Annotated in this window: 17 protein-coding genes and 1 pseudogene; 14 read left to right on the top strand and 4 right to left on the bottom strand. The window is 32.2% G+C overall.

What is annotated here, in order from left to right:
* The first annotated feature begins 13 nt into the window (after window positions 1-13).
* The 7 genes from Q4Q34_RS18555 to Q4Q34_RS18525 all read left to right on the top strand — a co-directional run bounded on the left by Q4Q34_RS18555 (window position 14) and on the right by Q4Q34_RS18525 (window position 11,014).
* A complete protein-coding gene (locus Q4Q34_RS18555) occupies window positions 14-721 on the top strand; it encodes a cytochrome c3 family protein (RefSeq protein ID WP_303317914.1) in 708 nt (235 codons plus the stop codon).
* Between the two features lie 418 nt (window positions 722-1,139).
* Window positions 1,140-2,534, top strand: a complete 1,395-nt coding sequence (locus Q4Q34_RS18550) for a CmpA/NrtA family ABC transporter substrate-binding protein (RefSeq protein WP_303317913.1) — start codon at window positions 1,140-1,142, stop codon at window positions 2,532-2,534.
* A 161-nt stretch (window positions 2,535-2,695) separates the two neighbouring features.
* Window positions 2,696-3,802, top strand: a complete 1,107-nt coding sequence (locus Q4Q34_RS18545) for an ABC transporter permease (RefSeq protein WP_303317912.1) — start codon at window positions 2,696-2,698, stop codon at window positions 3,800-3,802.
* Between the two features lie 157 nt (window positions 3,803-3,959).
* On the top strand, window positions 3,960-4,808 hold the full coding sequence (locus Q4Q34_RS18540; RefSeq protein WP_303317911.1) for an ABC transporter ATP-binding protein: 849 nt from the start codon (window positions 3,960-3,962) through the stop codon (window positions 4,806-4,808).
* 9 nt (window positions 4,809-4,817) lie between these two features.
* A complete protein-coding gene (locus Q4Q34_RS18535; protein WP_303317910.1) occupies window positions 4,818-5,648 on the top strand; it encodes an ABC transporter ATP-binding protein in 831 nt (276 codons plus the stop codon).
* Window positions 5,649-5,799: 151 nt separating this feature from the next.
* Window positions 5,800-7,080, top strand: coding sequence for an alginate export family protein (locus Q4Q34_RS18530; RefSeq protein WP_303317909.1), 1,281 nt, complete (start codon window positions 5,800-5,802; stop codon window positions 7,078-7,080).
* Between the two features lie 97 nt (window positions 7,081-7,177).
* Window positions 7,178-11,014 (top strand): M48 family metallopeptidase, encoded by a 3,837-nt coding sequence (locus Q4Q34_RS18525; RefSeq protein ID WP_303317908.1) that lies wholly within the window; start codon window positions 7,178-7,180, stop codon window positions 11,012-11,014.
* A gap of 82 nt (window positions 11,015-11,096) precedes the next feature.
* On the opposite strand, the gene Q4Q34_RS18520 is transcribed toward Q4Q34_RS18525, so the two are convergent.
* From Q4Q34_RS18520 to Q4Q34_RS18505, 4 genes are read right to left on the bottom strand one after another with little or no spacing between them, the layout of a single operon-like run.
* Window positions 11,097-11,738 (bottom strand): response regulator transcription factor, encoded by a 642-nt coding sequence (locus tag Q4Q34_RS18520; RefSeq protein WP_303317907.1) that lies wholly within the window; start codon window positions 11,736-11,738, stop codon window positions 11,097-11,099.
* Window positions 11,710-12,417, bottom strand: coding sequence for a sensor histidine kinase (locus Q4Q34_RS18515; protein WP_330444562.1), 708 nt, complete (start codon window positions 12,415-12,417; stop codon window positions 11,710-11,712). Before Q4Q34_RS18515 ends, Q4Q34_RS18520 begins: the two co-directional genes overlap by 29 nt.
* A 38-nt stretch (window positions 12,418-12,455) precedes the next feature.
* Window positions 12,456-13,103, bottom strand: a complete 648-nt coding sequence (locus Q4Q34_RS18510; protein WP_303317905.1) for a hypothetical protein — start codon at window positions 13,101-13,103, stop codon at window positions 12,456-12,458.
* A gap of 13 nt (window positions 13,104-13,116) precedes the next feature.
* Window positions 13,117-13,623 carry a hypothetical protein gene (locus Q4Q34_RS18505; RefSeq protein WP_303317904.1) on the bottom strand — a complete coding sequence of 169 codons (507 nt, stop codon included), beginning with the start codon at window positions 13,621-13,623 and terminating at the stop codon, window positions 13,117-13,119.
* 354 nt (window positions 13,624-13,977) lie between these two features.
* Between Q4Q34_RS18505 and Q4Q34_RS18500 the strand changes: the two genes are divergently transcribed.
* From Q4Q34_RS18500 to Q4Q34_RS18470, 7 genes and pseudogenes are all read left to right on the top strand, one after another.
* Window positions 13,978-14,703: a hypothetical protein gene (locus Q4Q34_RS18500; RefSeq protein ID WP_303317903.1), complete on the top strand. Its 726-nt coding sequence runs from the start codon at window positions 13,978-13,980 to the stop codon at window positions 14,701-14,703.
* 404 nt (window positions 14,704-15,107) lie between these two features.
* Window positions 15,108-16,643: a YifB family Mg chelatase-like AAA ATPase gene (locus Q4Q34_RS18495; RefSeq protein WP_303317902.1), complete on the top strand. Its 1,536-nt coding sequence runs from the start codon at window positions 15,108-15,110 to the stop codon at window positions 16,641-16,643.
* A gap of 234 nt (window positions 16,644-16,877) precedes the next feature.
* Window positions 16,878-17,372, top strand: a complete 495-nt coding sequence (locus Q4Q34_RS18490; protein WP_303317901.1) for a hypothetical protein — start codon at window positions 16,878-16,880, stop codon at window positions 17,370-17,372.
* Window positions 17,373-17,553: 181 nt separating this feature from the next.
* Window positions 17,554-17,880 (top strand): hypothetical protein, encoded by a 327-nt coding sequence (locus Q4Q34_RS18485; RefSeq protein WP_303317900.1) that lies wholly within the window; start codon window positions 17,554-17,556, stop codon window positions 17,878-17,880.
* Window positions 17,881-17,884: 4 nt separating this feature from the next.
* Complete coding sequence (locus tag Q4Q34_RS18480; RefSeq protein ID WP_303317899.1) at window positions 17,885-18,289, top strand: hypothetical protein; 405 nt, start codon at window positions 17,885-17,887, stop codon at window positions 18,287-18,289.
* A gap of 68 nt (window positions 18,290-18,357) precedes the next feature.
* Window positions 18,358-18,599, top strand: a pseudogene (locus tag Q4Q34_RS18475) (ATP-binding protein); the annotation flags it as partial.
* Window positions 18,600-19,057: 458 nt separating this feature from the next.
* Window positions 19,058-20,197, top strand: a complete 1,140-nt coding sequence (locus tag Q4Q34_RS18470; RefSeq protein ID WP_303317898.1) for a DUF2891 domain-containing protein — start codon at window positions 19,058-19,060, stop codon at window positions 20,195-20,197.
* Window positions 20,198-20,208 lie beyond the last annotated feature (11 nt).

The raw sequence follows: 20,208 nt of genomic DNA, 5'->3' as shown, positions 1-20,208 counted from the left end.
TACCAGTTAGTGCATGTTTAAGGTAAGTCCATTACGAAAAAGACAATTTTTAGGAGGGGTTATAGGTGTTATTATGGGAACTTCCATATTTTATATCTTAACTTTAAATAGCACTGAAGCATACATATCAATTGGCCCGATGAATACAGGACATCAAGAACTTTCCTGTTTTTCATGCCACGCAGATGCTAAAGGAAATTTACTGCAACAAGTACAGTCTAATATATCGCATACTTTTGGGGCAAGAGATAAAAGTGTAGATTTTGGAACTAAAGATGTTACTGTAGATAACTGCCTGCAATGTCATGACAGGGCCAATGATAGACATCCAACCCATCGATTTTCCGAACCAAGATTTAAAAAAGCGGTAAAACATATTGATGCGACCACTTGCATTACTTGCCATACAGAGCATCAAGAGGAACGCGTATCTGTAGCTTCAATTAATTACTGCATTAATTGCCACCAGGATTTAGAGGTAGAAAACGACCCATTAGACATATCTCATAAAAACCTAATTGCAAAAGAAGAATGGTTTACCTGTATACAATGTCATGATTTTCATGGTAACCACAAATATGATGTTCCTGAAAAACTATCAGATACCATTCCTATGAAATCTATTCAAAACTATTTTGAAGGTGGGGCAGACCCTTATGGAACAAATAAAAAATACACGGCTTTATCCCAAGAGGCTTGGTTAAAGACTTTAGATAAATAAAGTCATAAATATTCTCCTTTTAACGCGTGAGTCGAAAGGCTCAACCTGACACAAAGAATATCATTTATTGATTTTTAATAGAATAGTTTCATTATTAAGCTAAACTTCGTTCGTTTATTATTTTCTGTATGTTTTCCTGTTAGAGACAAATAAATAGTGCTAATGTTTAGCCTTTATTTTTATTAAAAATACAAATACCGTTACTTTTTTATACCAATTACGTAGAACGTTTAGTATCTCTTTTTAATATTTAATTATTTTAAAATCAGACTTTTATAATGGTTTTATGTTTTTTTGCAGGTTTGACTATGTGAAAAAAGATGATTGCATATGTGTATTTGCATAAGCTATAAGTGTTAGTACTTATATATTTGTCTTAAATAAGTATAAATACTTAGTTAATTTAAAACTAAAAATTATGAAATCTATAATTAAAAAGTCATCTTGGATTCTACCAGTAGTAGTTTTGCTATGCTCTTGCGGTAGTAAGGAAAAAAAGCAAACTTTAGCTGAAAACGTAACAGCTGAAGCTTCAAAAACAAAAACCCTTGAAATTGAAAAGCCACAATTAACATTTGGTTTTATAAAATTAACAGATATGGCGCCTTTGGCCATTGCTAAAGAAAAAGGATTCTTTGAAGATGAAGGGCTATTTGTTTCTGTGGAAGCACAATCTAACTGGAAAAATGTATTAGACCGTGTTATTGATGGGCAGTTAGACGGTTCTCATATGTTAGCTGGACAACCTATTGCAGCTGCTGCAGGTTTTGGTAGACAAGCAAAATTAGTAACACCTTTCTCAATGGATCTTAATGGTAATGGTATTACCGTTTCAAACGATGTGTGGTCTAAAATGAAGCCAAACGTACCAAAAGATACAGATGGAAAACCAATACATCCTATTAAAGCAGATGCTTTAAAACCAGTAATTCAAGATTATAAAAACTCAGGAAAAGCCTTTAAAATGGGGATGGTATTTCCGGTTTCTACACATAACTACGAAATTAGATATTGGCTGGCAGCAGCAGGCATTCATCCAGGTATGTATACTGCTGAAAACGTACAAGGACAAATAGATGCAGAAGTTTTATTGTCTGTAACACCACCACCACAAATGCCAGCAACACTAGAAGCAGGTACTATTTATGGATACTGTGTTGGAGAACCATGGAATCAACAAGCTGTATTTAAGGGTATTGGAGTACCAGTAACTACAAATTATGACATTTGGAAAAACAACCCAGAGAAAGTATTTGTAATGACTAAGAAATTTATTGATGAAAATCCAAATACGGCTATTGCTGTAACAAAAGCACTAATAAGAGCAGGAAAATGGTTAGATGAGCCAGGAAATAGAGCAGAGGCTGTTAAAATATTATCTATGTCTCAATATGTTGGTGCAGATGAAGCTGTATTAGCAAACTCTATGACAGGAACGTTTGAGTTTGAAAAAGGAGATAAACGTGAGATGCCGGATTTCAATGTATTCTACAAGTACAATGCAACCTATCCGTTTTATTCTGATGGTATCTGGTTTTTAACTCAAATGAGAAGATGGGGGCAAATACCTGAAGCTAAACCAGCCGAGTGGTATGCAGAAACTATTAAAGATGTGTACAGACCGGATATTTGGAAACAAGCTGCCGAACTATTAGTTGAAGAAGGACATATTCCAGCTGCGGATATCCCAAATACAGATGGTTATAAACCTGCTACAACAGATTTTATAGACGGAACAACGTATGATGCTAAAGATCCGATTTCATATATCAATAGTTTCGCTATAGGAAACAAGGATAAAGCAGTACAGTAAGAGGAAATTTAAAAATTACAAGTCTTTGTCGTTTCGACTGCGTTCAAGATAAACTTTCGAGAAATCACAAAAATTATGAGATTCCTCTTTGCATTCGGAATGACAAAGAAAGTCATAGAAACTCACGTTAAGGTAATCAAAACACTAAACAAGAAGCAATTATGAAGCAAAGCATAACATTAGGAAAAGTAACCAAATTTATGGGGTTAGGTTTTTTAAGCACTTTAAAAGACCTGTTTACTGGGAAGCTGGAAAAGGAAGGTTATATGAACTTCTTACGTAAAGTAGCCGTACCACTTGCTTCCATACTTTTATTTATTGGACTATGGCATGTAGGCGCTAAGTCGCTATACAATAGAGAAGCAAATTTTAAAATTGAAAAAGCACTTACAGATCAAGGGCTTGCAGCTGCAGAGGCAATGCGAGAGTGTATTGCTTCTGGTGATATAAGTTGTCAACCTAATACCTTACCATCACCTGGTCAGGTTTGGGACTCTTATAAATCATTATTGAGAGATCATAATATAATTAGTGCAGATAAAGCAGCATTTATAGAAAAGACAGCCACTTTAAATGCTAAGCGAATTGCAGAAGGAAAAGCTCCGATAACCTATACAGGTAGACCGTCTTTTATAGACCAAATTATTATGAGTTTAAAAACGGTATTTGCGGGATTTCTATTAGCGTTAATAATAGCTATTCCAATAGGGATTCTTATAGGATTAAGCCCAACTTTGAAAAGCGCTTTTAACTGGTTTATTCAAATTTTTAAACCTGTATCTCCGGTTGTATGGTATCTATTGGTATTTATGATCGTTAAAACTATTTTAATAGATTCCAATGGAGATAGCTCATTCATCATTTCATTTATAAGTGTAGGATTATGTTCTATGTGGGCCACTTTGGTAAATACAGCTATGGGTGTATCATCAGTAGATAAAGATTATATAAATGTCGCCAAAGTATTGAAGTTAGGGCCTTTTCAAAAGGTATTTAAAGTGATTTTACCATCATCATTACCTTTAATATTTACAGGTTTAAAAATTACATTATCTGTAGCCTGGATGGTTTTAATTGCGATTGAATTGTTGGCACAAAGCCCAGGTTTAGGACTCTTTGTTTGGGAAGAATTTCAAAATGGTGCCAATGACTCAAATTCTAAAATTATAGTAGCTATGTTTGTTATAGGAATCATAGGTTTTTTATTAGACCGAATTATGCTTACTATTCAAAATGCGGTATCATTTAATAAAAATGAGGCAATTTAATCGATAAAGGGACCGTGCGTTAGGGATTGAAGTGGCATCCTTTTTTATGTCAATTCGAGTGTTTTGTGAAGTATGAACAAAATGTATCGAGAATAAATAAAAAAGATATAACGGAAAGCCCGACCCTTGTGGTAACGCCAAAAACACACAAAGAAAAATGGCATATTTAGAATTAAACAATGTATATAAGACTTACGGGCAAGCAGACGATGCTACCGAGGTGCTTTCAAATATTAATTTATCGATTGAAGAAGGGGAATTTGTAGCCATAGTTGGTTTTACTGGAAGCGGTAAAACCACTTTGGTAAACCTTATAAACGGGTTGCTGGAACCAACAAAAGGCGAGGTGTTGTTTAAAGGAGAACCCGTTTCTGGCACTAGCCATGAGCGCGGGGTTATTTTTCAAAACTACTCATTATTACCGTGGTTAACAGTAGGTCAGAATATTTATATGGCGGTTAAAGAGGCATTTCCAAAAACAAGCAAACTAGAGTTAAACAAACTGGTTGCAGAATATGTTGAAATGGTGAGTTTAACACCTGCAATTAACAAACGTCCGAAAGAGTTATCTGGAGGAATGCGCCAGCGTGTTGCCGTTGCTAGAGCTTTAGCAATGAAACCGGAAATGATCATTATGGATGAGCCTCTTGGGGCGTTAGATGCTTTAACCAGAGGTAACCTTCAGGATGAGATATTACATATTTGGGGAAAAGATAAACGTACCGCTTTATTGATTACTAATGATGTAGATGAAGGTATCTATATGGCAGATCGTATTATTCCTTTAAAACCAGGGCCTAATGCCACTTTGGGACCTGAATTTAAAATCGATATTGAGCGTCCTCGTGATAAAACGGAGATGAACGATAATGCCAATTTTAAGGAAACCAGAAATGCTATTATAGAATACTTAATGGATATTGGAGACGAAAGAAAATCGCAGGCTAAAGAAGAATTTGTACTTCCGGATTTAGTCCCGAAAGATTTTGTTAATCAATTTAAATAAAAGAATCAGATGAACGCTACAATAGAAAATAAAAAGACAGGGGATATTACTGATAATGGACTTTTTCCTTCATCTCAAGTTATGTTGGATTTACAAAAACTAAAAAAGGTATATCCAACCCCTAAAGGTGATTATGTGGTTCTTGAAAACTTGAATCTTCAAATAAAAAAAGAGGAATTTGTTACTATTATAGGGCATTCGGGTTGTGGAAAAACGACTATGCTTTCTATGATTGCCGGACTTAATGAGATTTCCGGAGGTCATATTTCGGTATTGGGAAAACATATAAAAGGACCAGGGCCAGATAGAGGTGTGATTTTTCAATCGCCTAGTCTAATGCCTTGGATGACTTCACTTCAAAATGTATTATTGGGAGTAAATCAAGTTTTTCCGCATGCTACTAAATCCCAGCGAAATGATATTGCTAAATACTATCTGCAAAAAGTAGGATTGGAGGATGCTTTTAATAAAAAGGCTTCAGAACTATCCCAAGGGATGCAACAGCGTGTGGGGATTGCCAGAGCTTTTGCCATAAAACCTAAAGTGTTATTGCTAGATGAACCTTTTGGAATGTTGGATTCTTTAACGAGAGGGGAACTTCAGGATATTCTAATTGAAATCTGGAATAAAGAAAAGATTACGGCGGTTATGATTACCCATGATGTTGATGAAGCTATTTTTTTAGCAGATCGCGTTGTGATGATGACGAGCGGACCTAAAGCCAAAATAGGTGATATTTTAAATATTGATTTTGAAAGACCAAGAACCCGTAAAGCCGTTTTAGAACACGATGATTATTATAAATATAGAAAACACTTAATAGATTTTTTAGAGCATTAATGAATGCTGTAACTAAAAACTATAACATTATAAAAATTTGGTTATATGAGATTTGTCATAAATAAGATGTTTTTGTCTTTTTACATTTGACAAGCTATAATTAAACAATAAAATTAACTCAAAGAATACAAACAACTTAAAATTAAAAAAAATGAAAAAACAATATGTAATATTGGGGCTATTACTAGCAGGGTGCTTAAATTTTGTACAAGCACAATTTACTTTAGATGGCGAATTTCGTCCACGTACAGAATATCGTAACGGCTTTGGAAGCCTTATAGCCGACGATGCCGATGCTGGTTATGGTATTTCAACCCGTATACGTTTAAATGCAGGATATGCTGTAGATGCTTATAAGTTTTATGTGAGCTTTCAAGATATTTTGGTTTGGGGAGAAAACAGACAGATTTTACCTTACGACCAGAATAATTCATTTGCTGTTTTTCAAGCTTGGGCAGAAATTAATTTTGGATCTGGATGGTCAACTAAATTAGGACGTCAAGTATTGTCTTATGATGATCAGAGAATTCTTGGGGGATTAGACTGGGCACAACAAGGGCGTAACCATGATGCGGCGTTGATAAAATATAAAAAGGACAAATTCTTAATAGATGTTGCATTTGCGTTTAACCAGGATTACTCTAACCCAACAGGTTTTCAGTCTGTTGGAACCGCATATAATACTACAGGTTTCTTTTCATACAAAACCATGCAGTATGCTTATTTAAAGCAAGCTTGGGAAAACTTTTCAGGGAGCTTGTTATTAATGAATAATGGTTTCCAGGAATTTGATACGAATGATAATCCAGATGGTGTGAGTAACTTACAAACGTTAGGTACTCATTTAAACTATAATGTGGGTAGCTTTGGTTTAGCAGCTAATGCATTTTTACAAACCGGTAAAAGACAAAATGAAATAGACGTAAAAGGCGCGTATCTTTTAGGCTTAGATTTAACATACAAAGCGTCTGATAAAGTTAAATTAGGAGCAGGTTTAGAAATTATTAGCGGAAATGATGCAGATCCAGGAGAGACAGGTGCATTTTTCCCATTATATGGAACCAATCATAAATTTAATGGGTTCATGGATTATTTCTACGTAGGGAATCATGGAAATTCAGTTGGTTTATTCGATATTCACGCAAGTGCAAACTTTACATTAAGTGACACATCAAGCCTTATGGTTAAAGCTTTAAACTTTAGTGGAGAGCAAGAATTACCTAGCGGAGAGAAATCATTAGGAACAGAAATTGATTTGGTTTTCAAAAAGAAATTTAAAGGTTATGCGCTAGTGGCTGGATATTCACATATGTTTCCTTCAGATGGAATGTATGAACTAAAAGGAATTACAGAAGATGCTGCATCCGATACCCAAAATTGGGCTTGGGCTATGTTGGTATTAAAGCCTAAATTTTTAAATGGTACAAAATAATAATTTAAGTGACTAATTAATATTTATGAGCCCTCTTAAAAGAGGGCTCTTTTTGTATAAGATAATTATTATATTTAACATTCATTAATATATAAATATGAATAGCTTTTATACTCGAATTTCTGCAAAAGTACCATCAAACTATACAAACCCTACTTCATCATTTAAAAAACACGTTTGGCTATCCGTTTTTGGATTATTATTCTTTATAGGGTTGTATTTAACATTGATGATTTGGTTTGGCAAACTTTCATACGATTTGTTTCTAGATGCCCTTAATTTTGATGGTCATTTCTTGAATTATTTATTAGCTACAGGGTTTGGCTTTCTATCATTTTTTATGTTGAAATCACTTTTCTTTTTAAATAAAAGAGAAGAAAACCCTATACATATATATATCACAGAAAAAGAAGAGCCTATTTTATTCGATTATTTATATAAACTTGCGGATGAAGCTGGAGCACCAAGACCACATAAAGTATTTTTAACCGATAGGGTAAATGCAAGTGTTTCGTATGATATTTCACTAATAAACTTATTATTACCGTCTAAAAAAAATCTAGAGATAGGTTTAGGATTAGTAAATGTACTTAGTTTAGGAGAGTTTAAAGCGGTTTTGGCGCATGAGTTTGGGCATTTTGCACAACGGTCCATGTTATTAGGACGTTATGTTTATATCGCACAGCAAATAGCGGCTAGAATAATTGGTAAACGTGATATGTTTGATTCTTTTCTAGCTGGTTTATCTCGATCTGATTTAAGAATCGCCTGGGTAGGTTGGATACTCTCTATACTTGTGTGGGCTATTAGGGCATTAATTGACGCTTGTTTCATCATTGTTGTTGTTGCAGAACGAGCTTTGTCTCGTGAAATGGAGTTTCAAGCTGATTTAGTAGCCGTATCATTAACAGGAAGTGACGCACTAATTCATGCATTATATAAATTACAAATTGCTGATGAAGCTTATGCCAATACTTTGGATTGTTTAAATGAAGAATTAGCTGATAAACGGGCAATAAAAGATATGTATGTATTACAAAATAACTACATCCAGCAGATGTCTAAAGTTTTAGATGATTCTAATTATGGAAAATCTCCAATACTTCCTGAGGAATCTCGAGAAACGCATCGAATATTTACTTCAAAAAAGTACAACCCTCCAAAAATGTGGTCTACGCACCCAGCAGATATAGATCGTGAAAACAATGCAAAAAAGGTATATATATACGAACCAATAGATGCTAAATCATCTTGGGATCTATTTTCTAATCCACAAACATATAAGGAAGAAATGACCCAAAGGTTAATTAAAACAGCTAAAGTAGAAACAACTCTTATAGATAATGATGAAGCTTTAGAAGCGCAAAATAAAGCGCATTTTAATTGGACATTTTTAGATTCAAAATACCATTCTACATTTTTTGGAAGATTTGCATTTTTAAATTTTAAATCAGTAGAAGAATTATTTGAAGCAACTGTAGACAGTAATTTAATAGAGAAAGGATTAAACCAAATTTATCCAAAAAGTATAAATGAAGAAATTAAGAATTTACGGGAAGTTGAAGAAGAAATAGAAGCACTTTTGATAAGCGAAAATGAATCCTTGACTCTCGAAAAACGTCGCGTTTGGCATCGTGGAAACCAGGTTAAGCGTAAAGATATACCAGAAATAGTAAAATCTCTTGAGGAGGAAGTTAGAATCATAAAAAGCAAACTTAAAGAGCATGATGCATTGTGTAGAACACTTCACTTTAAAGCTTCTGAGAAAATAGATAAAAACCAAGGAGCCTATTTGAAAAGCCTCACTGGTTTGGTGCACTATAGCGAGCACAGTATCTCTAATATAAATGATGTGGCTAAAAAATTTAATAATGTGCTAAGTATTGCTTTGGCTGACGGTAAGGTGTCTTCATCTGAATTAGTAGATATTCTAAATGTTTCTAATGATTATTATAAAGTTTTAAAGAGCATTTATAAAGATTCTGAAACTTTGATTTTAAATTCCATACTACTTGAAAATATGAAAGTAGAAAGTTACCGTTCTACTTTTGAGGAATTTAAACTACCATTTCCTGACAAAGCAAATATAAACGATTGGGTAAATGTAGTGAGTGGTTGGGCATCTGTAGCATTAAAAGCTCTACATAAGTTACGGAATGAATCTTTGGAATTACTTTTAGTTACAGAAGAAAAAATTAAAGACGCTTATTTAAGTAATAAGTACTTTACAGATGTACCCAAAAGAATTGATTTGCCTGAGACTTACGCTACTTTGGTACCTGGTAGTGAGCGCAAAATTCAAAGAAAGCTTGAGTTTTGGGACCGTTTTATAACTGGAGATGGTTTAGTTGCTTCGGTAGCAAAATTTGGAATAGCTGGGGGTATTTTACTAGCGGCTATGTTTTTTGGTAGTTATTCTCAAAAATTACCTTTATACATCTATAATGGTTTACAAACAGATGTTACCATAAATGTAGATAATACCAATATTAGTTTGAAACCTAATACAAGCGAAGAAATTAAGTTGAATTATGGTGTGGCATACCAAATTAATACAACAACTTATAAGGGGCTACCAATAGAAAAAGTAAGTTTTGAGTTTACGGAACATTCTGCATTTGCGTATAATATTGCTAATGCAGCAGTCTTTATTGAATATCCTATTTTTTATGGTTATGAAAATAGAACTCCTAGTGGTGTTAATGATAGAGTGATTTTAGGAGGAAATAAATTATTTCCTGTAAATGCAGATTATATTCTGGAGGAACCACCTAACGAAATTTCATTACCATCTGGGAGTAGAGGAGAGCGTAAGGAGGCAGTTATGGCTTATAGTAGCGAATCTCCAGATGATTTAGTGTCTATTATTGAGAGTAAAGATGATTTAGAAAAAATGGTAGAGTCTCACATTAAATGGGATAATTCGGATAGTCGACATATTTTAAGTTGGATGTATTATTTACATGAAATCAATGATGGTATTAAAGTAATTGAATCTCGTTTAGATAGAAATCCAAACGAACTGTTAAGTTTAAGAGGTATTCAAGACTTTTCAGATTCTTTATCACGTAAAAGTATTTGTGAAAAACACACAAATTTATTGTTAGAAAGCCCTGATAATGCTGATTATTATTATTTAGCGACCAGATGTATCGAGCAAGAGGCACTTAAAGATGAAAGGTTTGTTTTAGGGCATAAAAAATGGAAAAACCATAGTTGGCTTGCTTTTGCTGCAGGATATGTTTTTATGGAGAGAAATGACTTTGAGAAGGCCTATAACGCTTTTGAAACTGTAACGAAAAATAATTTAACATTGTCGGAAATAATAGCTGATGATGCTGAACGGATTAGAAGAATAATCAATCTTGAAGAAGGTAAAAACTACAAAACTATTGTAAATAATACAGATATCGCTTTTTATAATAGTATTGAAAATGGGGATATAGAGGGTGAAAAAATGAATCCAAATTATGTGTATTATTTGATAAATGAAGGCCAGTTGGAAGAAGCCTATGAATTATCTCAGAAGTTTGAAAATATAAAAAATTATGTACAATACTTCATAGCTAGTTCAAATGGAGCAACCAAAGAAATGAAAGAGGCAATTAATAATAACACAGAGCAAATAGGGCTTAATTTAAACTCTGTATGGTCGGCTTTAGGGTTGGCTGTAAAAGAACATAAGGATTATAAAAAGTACATGACAACATTTACAGCCTTAAATCTAAAAGATGGTTTTGTAGAGAAGTTAATCAATCTTATAAAAACTAAAAATTATAATGCTGTAGATAAACACATTCAAAGTTTAGGTTTCAAGTGGAAAGCACAAGTATACGTTATGGCTAATATTATTTTAGACGGTAACATTCCCGTAAAGTGGAAACATATTAGTGAAGCAGGTTTATTTGCTAATGAGAAACCGTTTTTTAAATAACTGTCTGTGTCTTAATAGTAATAATAAATATCACCAACTTTAAAAGTTACAGAATGTGATAAATTTAATGTTTTATAAGATATTACAATTTATAAATCCCATTTTTAATAGCATATAAAACTAGACCTATTCTATTTTTAACATTCAATTTTTGAAACAGATTATCTCTATAACCATCTATTGTCTTTGGGCTTAAAAACATTTTTTCGGCTATTTCTTTATAAGTCATTTCAGAGCAGGTGTGTATTATAAATTCTATTTCTCTATCTTTTAATTGAACTTTACCCGAATCGTCATCATTTAAAGAGTTTATTAAAATGTTAGATACATCTTTTGTATGGTAATACCCATTTTTTATGGTTTCTATTAGAGCTAATTCTAAAACATCTTTTTCAACATCTTTTAATAAATACCCCTTTGCACCAGCTTTTAACATTTTTATTATAGTGACATCGTTTTCTTCAACAGAAAGTGCTATAACTTTAATTTCTGGATATTCATTTTTTATAATCTCTGTAGTCTCTATACCATTTAATATGGGCATATTAACATCCATAAGTATAATATCTGGAATGTTTTTAGGTGTTTTAAGTTTTGTAAGGAGTTCTTTGCCATTTTTACAGGTGTATAGCACGCTAAAGTCTTTAAAAGAATCTACCAGACTCGCTATGGCCTGAGACAATAGAATATGATCTTCAACTATTACTATGGTATGAGTTTTCATTATTAAGGTGGTATGTAATCGTTAATTCTGTTCCTTTATTGGGTTCCGATATAAATGTGGCATTTGCATTTACTAATTTAGCTCTATTTTTTATGTTAGTTAGTCCTATTCCAGAATGTTTTTGTTTGTTTAAATCAAACCCTAAACCATTATCTTTTGCCGTAATAGTTAGCATGTCTGTTTGATAGTCTAATAAAATATCTAAATGAGTAGCTTTGGCGTGCTTTATAGTATTTGAAAAAAATTCTTGTAAAATTCTAAAGAATACAATTTCAATTTTACTATCTATTTTTATTTGTTCTCCTTTTATAGTGAGTTGAGATTTTATAAAATTAAGTCTATTAAACCTGTCAATTTCATCAGATATCGCTTGTTCTAAAGACATGTTTTTTAGAGCTTCTGGGTTAATTATTTTGGATAAAACTCTTAACTCTTTAATACATTTATCTAGCGTCCCTTTTACCTCATTAATAGAGGAATCGTTTTGCAACTGTATTTTAGCTAAAGTTAATAACTGACCAATGTTGTCATGTAATTCCCAACTAATATTTCTAAATGTTTCTTCCCTAATTTCAATTTGAGCCTTAGATATTTCCTGTTCAAAATGTTTTTTGGCAAACTCATTTTTTAAGAGTAATGCATTTTTTCTTTTTTGAAAAAGAACAAAGAGGGAAATCATTGTAATTATTAAAAGAAATAATATAACAGATGAGATAATTAAAAATGATTGTATTTCTTTTTCGTCCATATAAAACCTATTATGTAACAACCGTATAATACCATGTTTAGAAAAAGTAAAATAATGCCAAATACAGAATTAAAAGCCCAAACATTAAAATATTTGGACAATAATATAAATGGTATGATACCTATGTTAAACAATACTAACGCTATAGTTATCCAGAAGCTTAATTTATGTTTTATTATTAAGGTGTAATCTGAGTTAAATAATTGATGCAAGTGAAACCCTGCAAAGATCAATACAAAAGTGGCACCAATTATAAAACTATATTTATGAAGTTCTACATTTATACCATTTAAAACGTACAAAATTAGGAATATAGTGCTTATTACTATTATGATTTTCTTATATAATTTTTCTGTTAAAATAGAATAGTACCACCAGTAGTAAAATAAAAAACTTATTCCTGTATATCCATAATAGAGCCATGTGTTATCAAGTTTTAATAAACCTGCTAAAGGCCCTAATATGGTATCTACAAAAAAAGTTACCCATAAAAAGTGTAAAAAATAAGCTTCAGATGAATTTACATATTTCTTATAATGAATTGAAGCAATAATGGCAGCAGCAAATTCAAGTGCGCTAACAGAATACGACAAAATATATGGGTATAAATCACTCATTTACATGCCTACTTTAGTTTACATGTTTTGGAGGTTTTCCTGCATGTCCATAATTATATGCTGGAATTTCATGAATATTATCATTTATAACAAAAGTTGAACTTATAGGAGAAAAACTAGCTTTATTAGATTTAATTTTATTACCTGTAGGAACTAAAAAGACAGTTGAGTAACCTGGGTCATGAAATCTCTTTTCTTTTGGGTAGGCTCCATTATAAATACGGATACCTAATCTTGTGTAACCCAATGAGTCTGCTTCTTGTTCTACATATGCAATGTATTTTTTTAATTCTTCCAGATCAAACCAGAATTCGCGAGTATCTTCTATTCCAAGGTACTTATTAATAATAGCACCTCGAGTATTTTCATATTCTTCCTCTAGTTCTTGAGCATACTCGTAATCTATAATTTGTTTTGGAGGTTTAATTTTTTGCGGCTTAGATTTTTCTTCACATGATTGAAAAGATAATACCATGATTGTTAAAAAAAGAGCTAATTTTTGAATTGATTTTGTATTCATTTTAGTTTTTATTAAATGGTTTATTCCAAAAATACATATTAATATTTGAATTTTTATGTTCTGTAGAATTCTATACTTAAAAATAAATTAGTTAACTATTTGAAAAACAGTATTTTGTGTATGTTCAAAAGGCTGTTTTAAGGGGTTTCATGTGTCAAAAAAGGGGAAAAACACCCATTAAATTAAATAAAACACTTAATATATTTTGGAATGATCCCCTTATTGTTTTTCAGGACTTTCACTCTTGAATTAGAATGACTATAAAAATATCTTTGAATCAAATATTCAAAACTAAAACCTAGTTAAAATAATATTGAGAAATCTAAGTCAAACCACGTTAAAAAACTATTTAAGATGGAAGATGTTGATTGTATGTTAACTATTAAAAGTACTATTGATGGTATATGGGTTAATAATAACAAAGACACAAAAAATGCAACTAAAGTTATTATATCTAACAATGGAAAACATGTTCAGATATTTGATAAATACAATCGAAAATATTACGATAAAGGAACTCATGTTCTGATTCCAGAATGTTATACTGCAAATATGTATTGGACTATTTTTAATAGTAGTATTGTGAAATCTACATTTATTTTTACTATTGATAATAATGACATGGAAATAAGATATGAGCAGGATTATAAATCTACATCTGAAACAAAAAGGTTTGTTGAAAATTTCACAAAACTTAATCCATCTATTATAGAACCAATCGTTATACCAATGCCTTTAGAAACTAAAATGTCGTTAGCTATCGAAGCTAATGATACAGCTATACAAATACTTGATAATGCACCTATTTTGCTTTGCGACGATTTATATACAGATGATGATATTGAAAACCCATATGAAAATGCGAATACAAAAATGGAGATATCCACTATTAAAGACCTCAGATCAGGATTTTTTTACTACTTACCTACTAACAATAATTTGCAATTTGATAAAGATAAAAGCTATGGTTTATTTAAAAGGGGATTAAACGTATCAATATTTTTTAAGAATTTTTTAAATAGAATACGTAACACGGTTTCTATGCGTAGATTAATATCGCTAACCGATATGATTACCTGATTCACTAATGCGGTGAAAATCAAAGTTGCCTCTCTGGTACTAAAGGTAAGGTTTACGAAAGAAACAAAATACTTGGTATATATTCTATTAAGGAATGGTTGTAGATCTATTATGTCAAGTATTTAATAAAACCCTGAAATATTTTCAGGGTTTTTGTTTATGATTCAAAAAGAATCATCTAAGCTATGCATCTGCTTTAAAAGAAAATAGTTTAACCGAACCTCAGTTAGTCATTACTTCCAATTTAAAGTCTGCGAAAAAAAGTATTTAAAGAACAGATAGTAAGCAAATAGTTTATACCATCACACTTGATGTGGTGGTGTTTTATACGTTCCTTTTTAGAATATAAAATAAGAGCATTTCGAGTGTGTTTTATTTTCTTACATTTGAAAAAAATAATCAATATGCTAAAGAAAGTTTTTGGAAGCGCTGTTTTTGGAGTAGAAGCCACAACAATTACAGTTGAAGTTAATGTAGATTCTGGTATTGGATATCATTTAGTTGGATTGCCAGACAATGCTATTAAGGAAAGCAATTATCGAATTGCAGCAGCACTTCAAAATAATGGATATAAAATACCTGGAAAAAAGATAACCATTAATATGGCACCTGCCGATTTAAGAAAGGAGGGAAGTGCATACGATCTCACTTTAGCCATCGGTATTCTGGCAGCATCCAAGCAAATTCAAGCTGAAGATTTAGAAAATTATCTGATCATGGGGGAGCTTTCCCTTGATGGAAGTTTACAGCCTATAAAGGGAGCTTTACCTATTGCCGTAAAAGCAAGAGAAGAAGGTTACAAAGGGTTTATTCTACCAAAACAAAATTCCAGAGAAGCGGCTATAGTTGATGGACTAGAAGTTTATGGTATTGACAATATTAAACAAGTCATTAATTATTTTGATAAAGGCGATTCGCTTGAGCAAACCATTATCAATACCCGTGAAGAATTCTACAAAAGTTTAGAGTTTCCGGAATTCGATTTTTCCGATGTCAAAGGTCAAGAAGGTATTAAAAGGTGTATGGAAATTGCAGCAGCAGGAGGTCATAATATTATTTTAATTGGTCCGCCAGGAGCAGGGAAAACAATGTTAGCAAAGCGTTTGCCAAGTATTTTGCCACCTATGACTTTGTATGAAGCTTTAGAAACGACTAAAATTCACTCTGTTGTTGGTAGGATAAAAGATTCTGGATTGATGGCACAACGACCATTTAGGAGCCCACATCACACCATTAGCGATGTTGCTTTAGTCGGAGGTGGCGCATTTCCACAACCAGGAGAAATCTCATTGTCTCATAATGGGGTGTTGTTTTTAGACGAATTACCAGAATTTAAACGAGGCGTCTTAGAAGTGTTACGACAACCTTTGGAAGATAGGGAAGTAACTATTTCGCGCGCAAAATTTACCGTTACCTATCCAAGTAGTTTTATGTTGGTAGCGAGTATGAATCCAAGTCCGGGAGGCTATTTTAATGATCCCAATGCACCCGTAACGTCTAGTCCAGCAGAAATGCAACGGTATTTGAGCAAAATTTCTGGGCCGTTATTGGATAGAATCGATATTCATATAGAAGTGACTCCTGTACCTTTTGAAAAGCTGTCTGATGACAGGAAAGGAGAAACCTCAATAGACATTAGAAAACGCGTCACAAAAGCCAGAGAAATTCAAACGATTCGTTTTAAGGAATCTGATGTTGTACATTACAATGCACAAATGAATACGAAACAAATCAGGAAATATTGTTTGCTGGATGAAGCTTCCAAACAACTTTTGAAAACGGCCATGGAGCGTTTAAACCTCTCTGCTCGTGCCTATGATAGAATTTTAAAAGTAAGCAGGACTATTGCTGATTTGGAAGGTGTTGAGGTAGTAAATGGTTCACATATTAGTGAAGCCATTCAGTATAGAAGTTTGGATCGTGAGGGATGGTTGGGATAATGAATTCCTGCGACATGTGCTGAACTTGTTTCAGTAAGGCAGGAGTCTGTTATTTATTTTATGATTAATGTGAAATTTTTTAGGGTGAAATAGGGAGCTTACTCATAAACGTCACTAGTTTTTAAAACTAGCGGTAGCCTGTACTAGGGGACAGCGGAGTGTATTTTCCAGAAGATGGTGAAACGGAAAGTGATCCTTATATAATAGAAGTTAAAGAAAACTAAAATATTTAAAATGAAAAAAGCATTATTAATACTATTACTTATAAATTTATCTGTTAGCTGCAAAAAATCTTTGCCACCTGAACTTCAACATGAGCGTGAATGGGTTAATATAGGAATGGAAGAGTTTATACGTAAAGAAGAGAAATCTGAAGATTATAGAAAATCCACTAGAATTCAGGTTGACTTAGATATGTTAAGAAAAAATACTTTAAGATATAAAGAAATGTTAGAGTCTAAAGGTTATGGAGGCCAATTTAATTCTGATGCTCTAGCTTTTATAGATGAAAAAATTACTAAATATGTAAATAATGGTAAATCTATTTATAAAGAAACTTCAACAAGACATACTTGTAATATATGTGGTAAAAGATTTGTTGGTAGAGGTTATACAGAGGTGAGTACTGGCTTATGGCAACTAACTAAAGAACCTCTTCAATCTTTTATATGTAGTAGAGGGTGTGGAGCAGTACATACGGAAAGACAAATAAAACGTATTGGTTTTTAAAATAAAAACACTATATTTATAATCTTCCTAACAATCTTTTAATAGCCCATATTGAAATTAATTTTCAGATATGGGTTTTTTGTTTCATAACACAATAAAATTAAACATAAATATAAAAATTATTGTATGTAATAATTTAATCAAGGATTATAAAACGAAAGTTTAAACAACAATATAATTTATGAAAAAGATAATACCAAAATACTTTGAAAATATGATTCTTACTTTTTTAAATGGTGTTGAGAATCTAGATGAAATAGAATATTATATTTCAAATGAAAGAGCAAAACAAATTCTCAATCAAAGAAATTGTCTTAAAAATAAAAAATTTGTTTCTCTATCAGAAATTTCTATTTCTGAAAATGACTTAGATTTTCTTTCATCTATAGAGGTGTTTAAGCCTTCAAAATCCTGTAAAGAAGTGAACGCTTATTTGTCACAATTCAAAGATGAACAAGTAATAGGTGTAACCCCCATTTTTATATCATATAATAAAAATCAATTATAATACCATGTCTATTTTAAGTGTAAACGGAAATTCAAAAAAATTTAGTGAAATTAATTTAGGTCGTAGTCCAAGTTTAGAATTGCATATCAGATTTTCTAATCAAATAAAAGATGAAACTGGTGGTGGCATAGTGTTAGGTTTTGCTTGGTATATTACAGAATTAGAAACAAACGAAGTGCTAGTTGTAAGAACTGGGGAACAGTTAAAAAGGTTTACTGGGAGGTTTAACTTAGTGGCCAAAAGTAGCATAGAACAATCAAGACTAGGTTTTTTTAAATTGGGAAATGTGTATATGGTTAAAGGGTCTGTAGTTATTGCTAGTGCCTTTTCTATGGAATCAGTTTCAAAGTACCTTACTAGTCCTAGAATGGGGATCTCAGAGCCTACCTATTTTTCAGTTGTTGCATAATATAGATTTTAAATAACTAATGTTTTAATCAACTTAGTCATTGGATTATTTTTTACCCTCATCAATAATATAGTATTACAGATGTAGACCTTGTAGGAGGTGGCGCATTTCCACAGCCAGGAGAAATCTCATTGTCTCATAATGGGGTGTTGTTTTTAGACGAATTGCCAGAATTTAAACGAGGTGTCTTAAGAGGTGTTACGACTACCTTTGGAAGACAGAGAGGTGACTATTTCGCGTACAAAATTTACCGTTACCTATCCAAGTAGTTTTAGTTGGTAGTAAGTTGAACCTAAGTCCTGGAGGTTATTCAGTATCCGGAGTTTGGGTCGAGAGGGGTAGTTGTGGTAATATATACATTTTATATAGGAGCTATTTAGAGAATAAGCTCCTATATAAAAATTTATTAAAAAAAGTAAGAAAAACAGCCACCCACTTTCATTTTTTGTTGTGTTAACTCATAATTGAGATAAACCTTACAAAACAAAAAATCTAAATTGGTAATTCATTCGTATTTAAATTATAAGCTTTACAAGCAGAGAAAAAAAACTTATCAACAAGTTAAAAAATAATGGGGATAGACTAAGATACAGAATAGAAACTGCTTTGCTACAAGGTTGAAAATATTTCAGAAGGGGCTTTCTGCTTAATATAATCGCTAAAAGCAGTTTCTATTCTGTATTCGAGTTATTTAAAAAGGATAATATTATCTAATTAAAAGATATTAACAGTTCTTAATCTAAAGAATTCAATGCTTAAATTTACAGCATGAAAAAATATACTTACCTGCTTTTTATAATTCTAATATTTAATTGTAATACTTCAAAAGAAGAAAGAGAAAAGGAAAAAGATCATCTTATTTTAGCACTTAATTCAACACCGAATAATGCAGCAATAAATGGTATTCCCAAGCTTAATTTAAAAGCTGCTAAAACCTTAGCAGAATTACCTTTGCATTGCATGAATACAGAATATCCTAATAAGTTATCACAAACTTTAGGAGGGGATGAAGATTTAAAAACGCCAAGTGTATTGCATCCTGCTTTTTATGGCTGTTTTGATTGGCATTCAGCAGTTCATGGACATTGGAGCTTAGTAAGTTTACTGAAATCTTTTCCAGAAATAGATACAACGGGAGCTATCAAGCAGAAATTACTAAAAAATATATCCAAAGAGAATATAGTAATGGAGGTCGCTTATTTTTTAGGCAAGCATAATAAATCTTATGAACGTACTTATGGTTGGGCTTGGTTGCTAAAACTAGCAGAAGAGTTACACACATGGAAGGAGCCTGAAGCAAGAGAATTAGAAAATAATTTACGCCCGTTAACTGATTTAATAGTTGGAAAATATATAGAGTTTCTCCCTAAACTAAATTATCCAATCCGGGTTGGAGAACATCCAAACACGGCTTTCGGACTTAGTTTTGCATGGGACTATGCAAATACCGTTAATAATAATGAATTAAAAGAGGTCATAGAACAACGTGCTAAAGATTTTTATTTAAAAGATGCAGGTTGTCCGATAACATGGGAACCTGGTGGTTATGACTTTTTATCTCCCTGTTTAGAAGAAGCTGCTTTGATGAAACGGGTATTAACTACGGCTGAATTTAAAGTATGGCTTAATCTGTTTTTACCTCAATTAAGAGATAAGTATTTTGATTTAGAAATAGGAGAAGTGTCCGATAGAAAAGATGGTAAACTGGTACATTTAGATGGAGTTAATTTTTCGCGGGCATGGAACTTAAATAAAATCGCTGAGGGTTTACCAGAATATGCGCATCTTAAGACAATTGCAAATAACCATATAAATCATTCCTTGCCTAACATAGTAGGAGATAGTTATGAAGGTGGTCATTGGTTAGGTAGTTTTGCTATATATGCGCTGACTTCAGTTCAGAACTAATTCAATTATTA

The organism is Flavivirga abyssicola (assembly GCF_030540775.2).
In the GTDB taxonomy this organism is placed as follows: Bacteria; Bacteroidota; Bacteroidia; order Flavobacteriales; family Flavobacteriaceae; genus Flavivirga; species Flavivirga abyssicola.
Note: the sequence above shows the minus strand (reverse complement) of the source record. Positions and strands in the feature narration are given on the sequence as shown.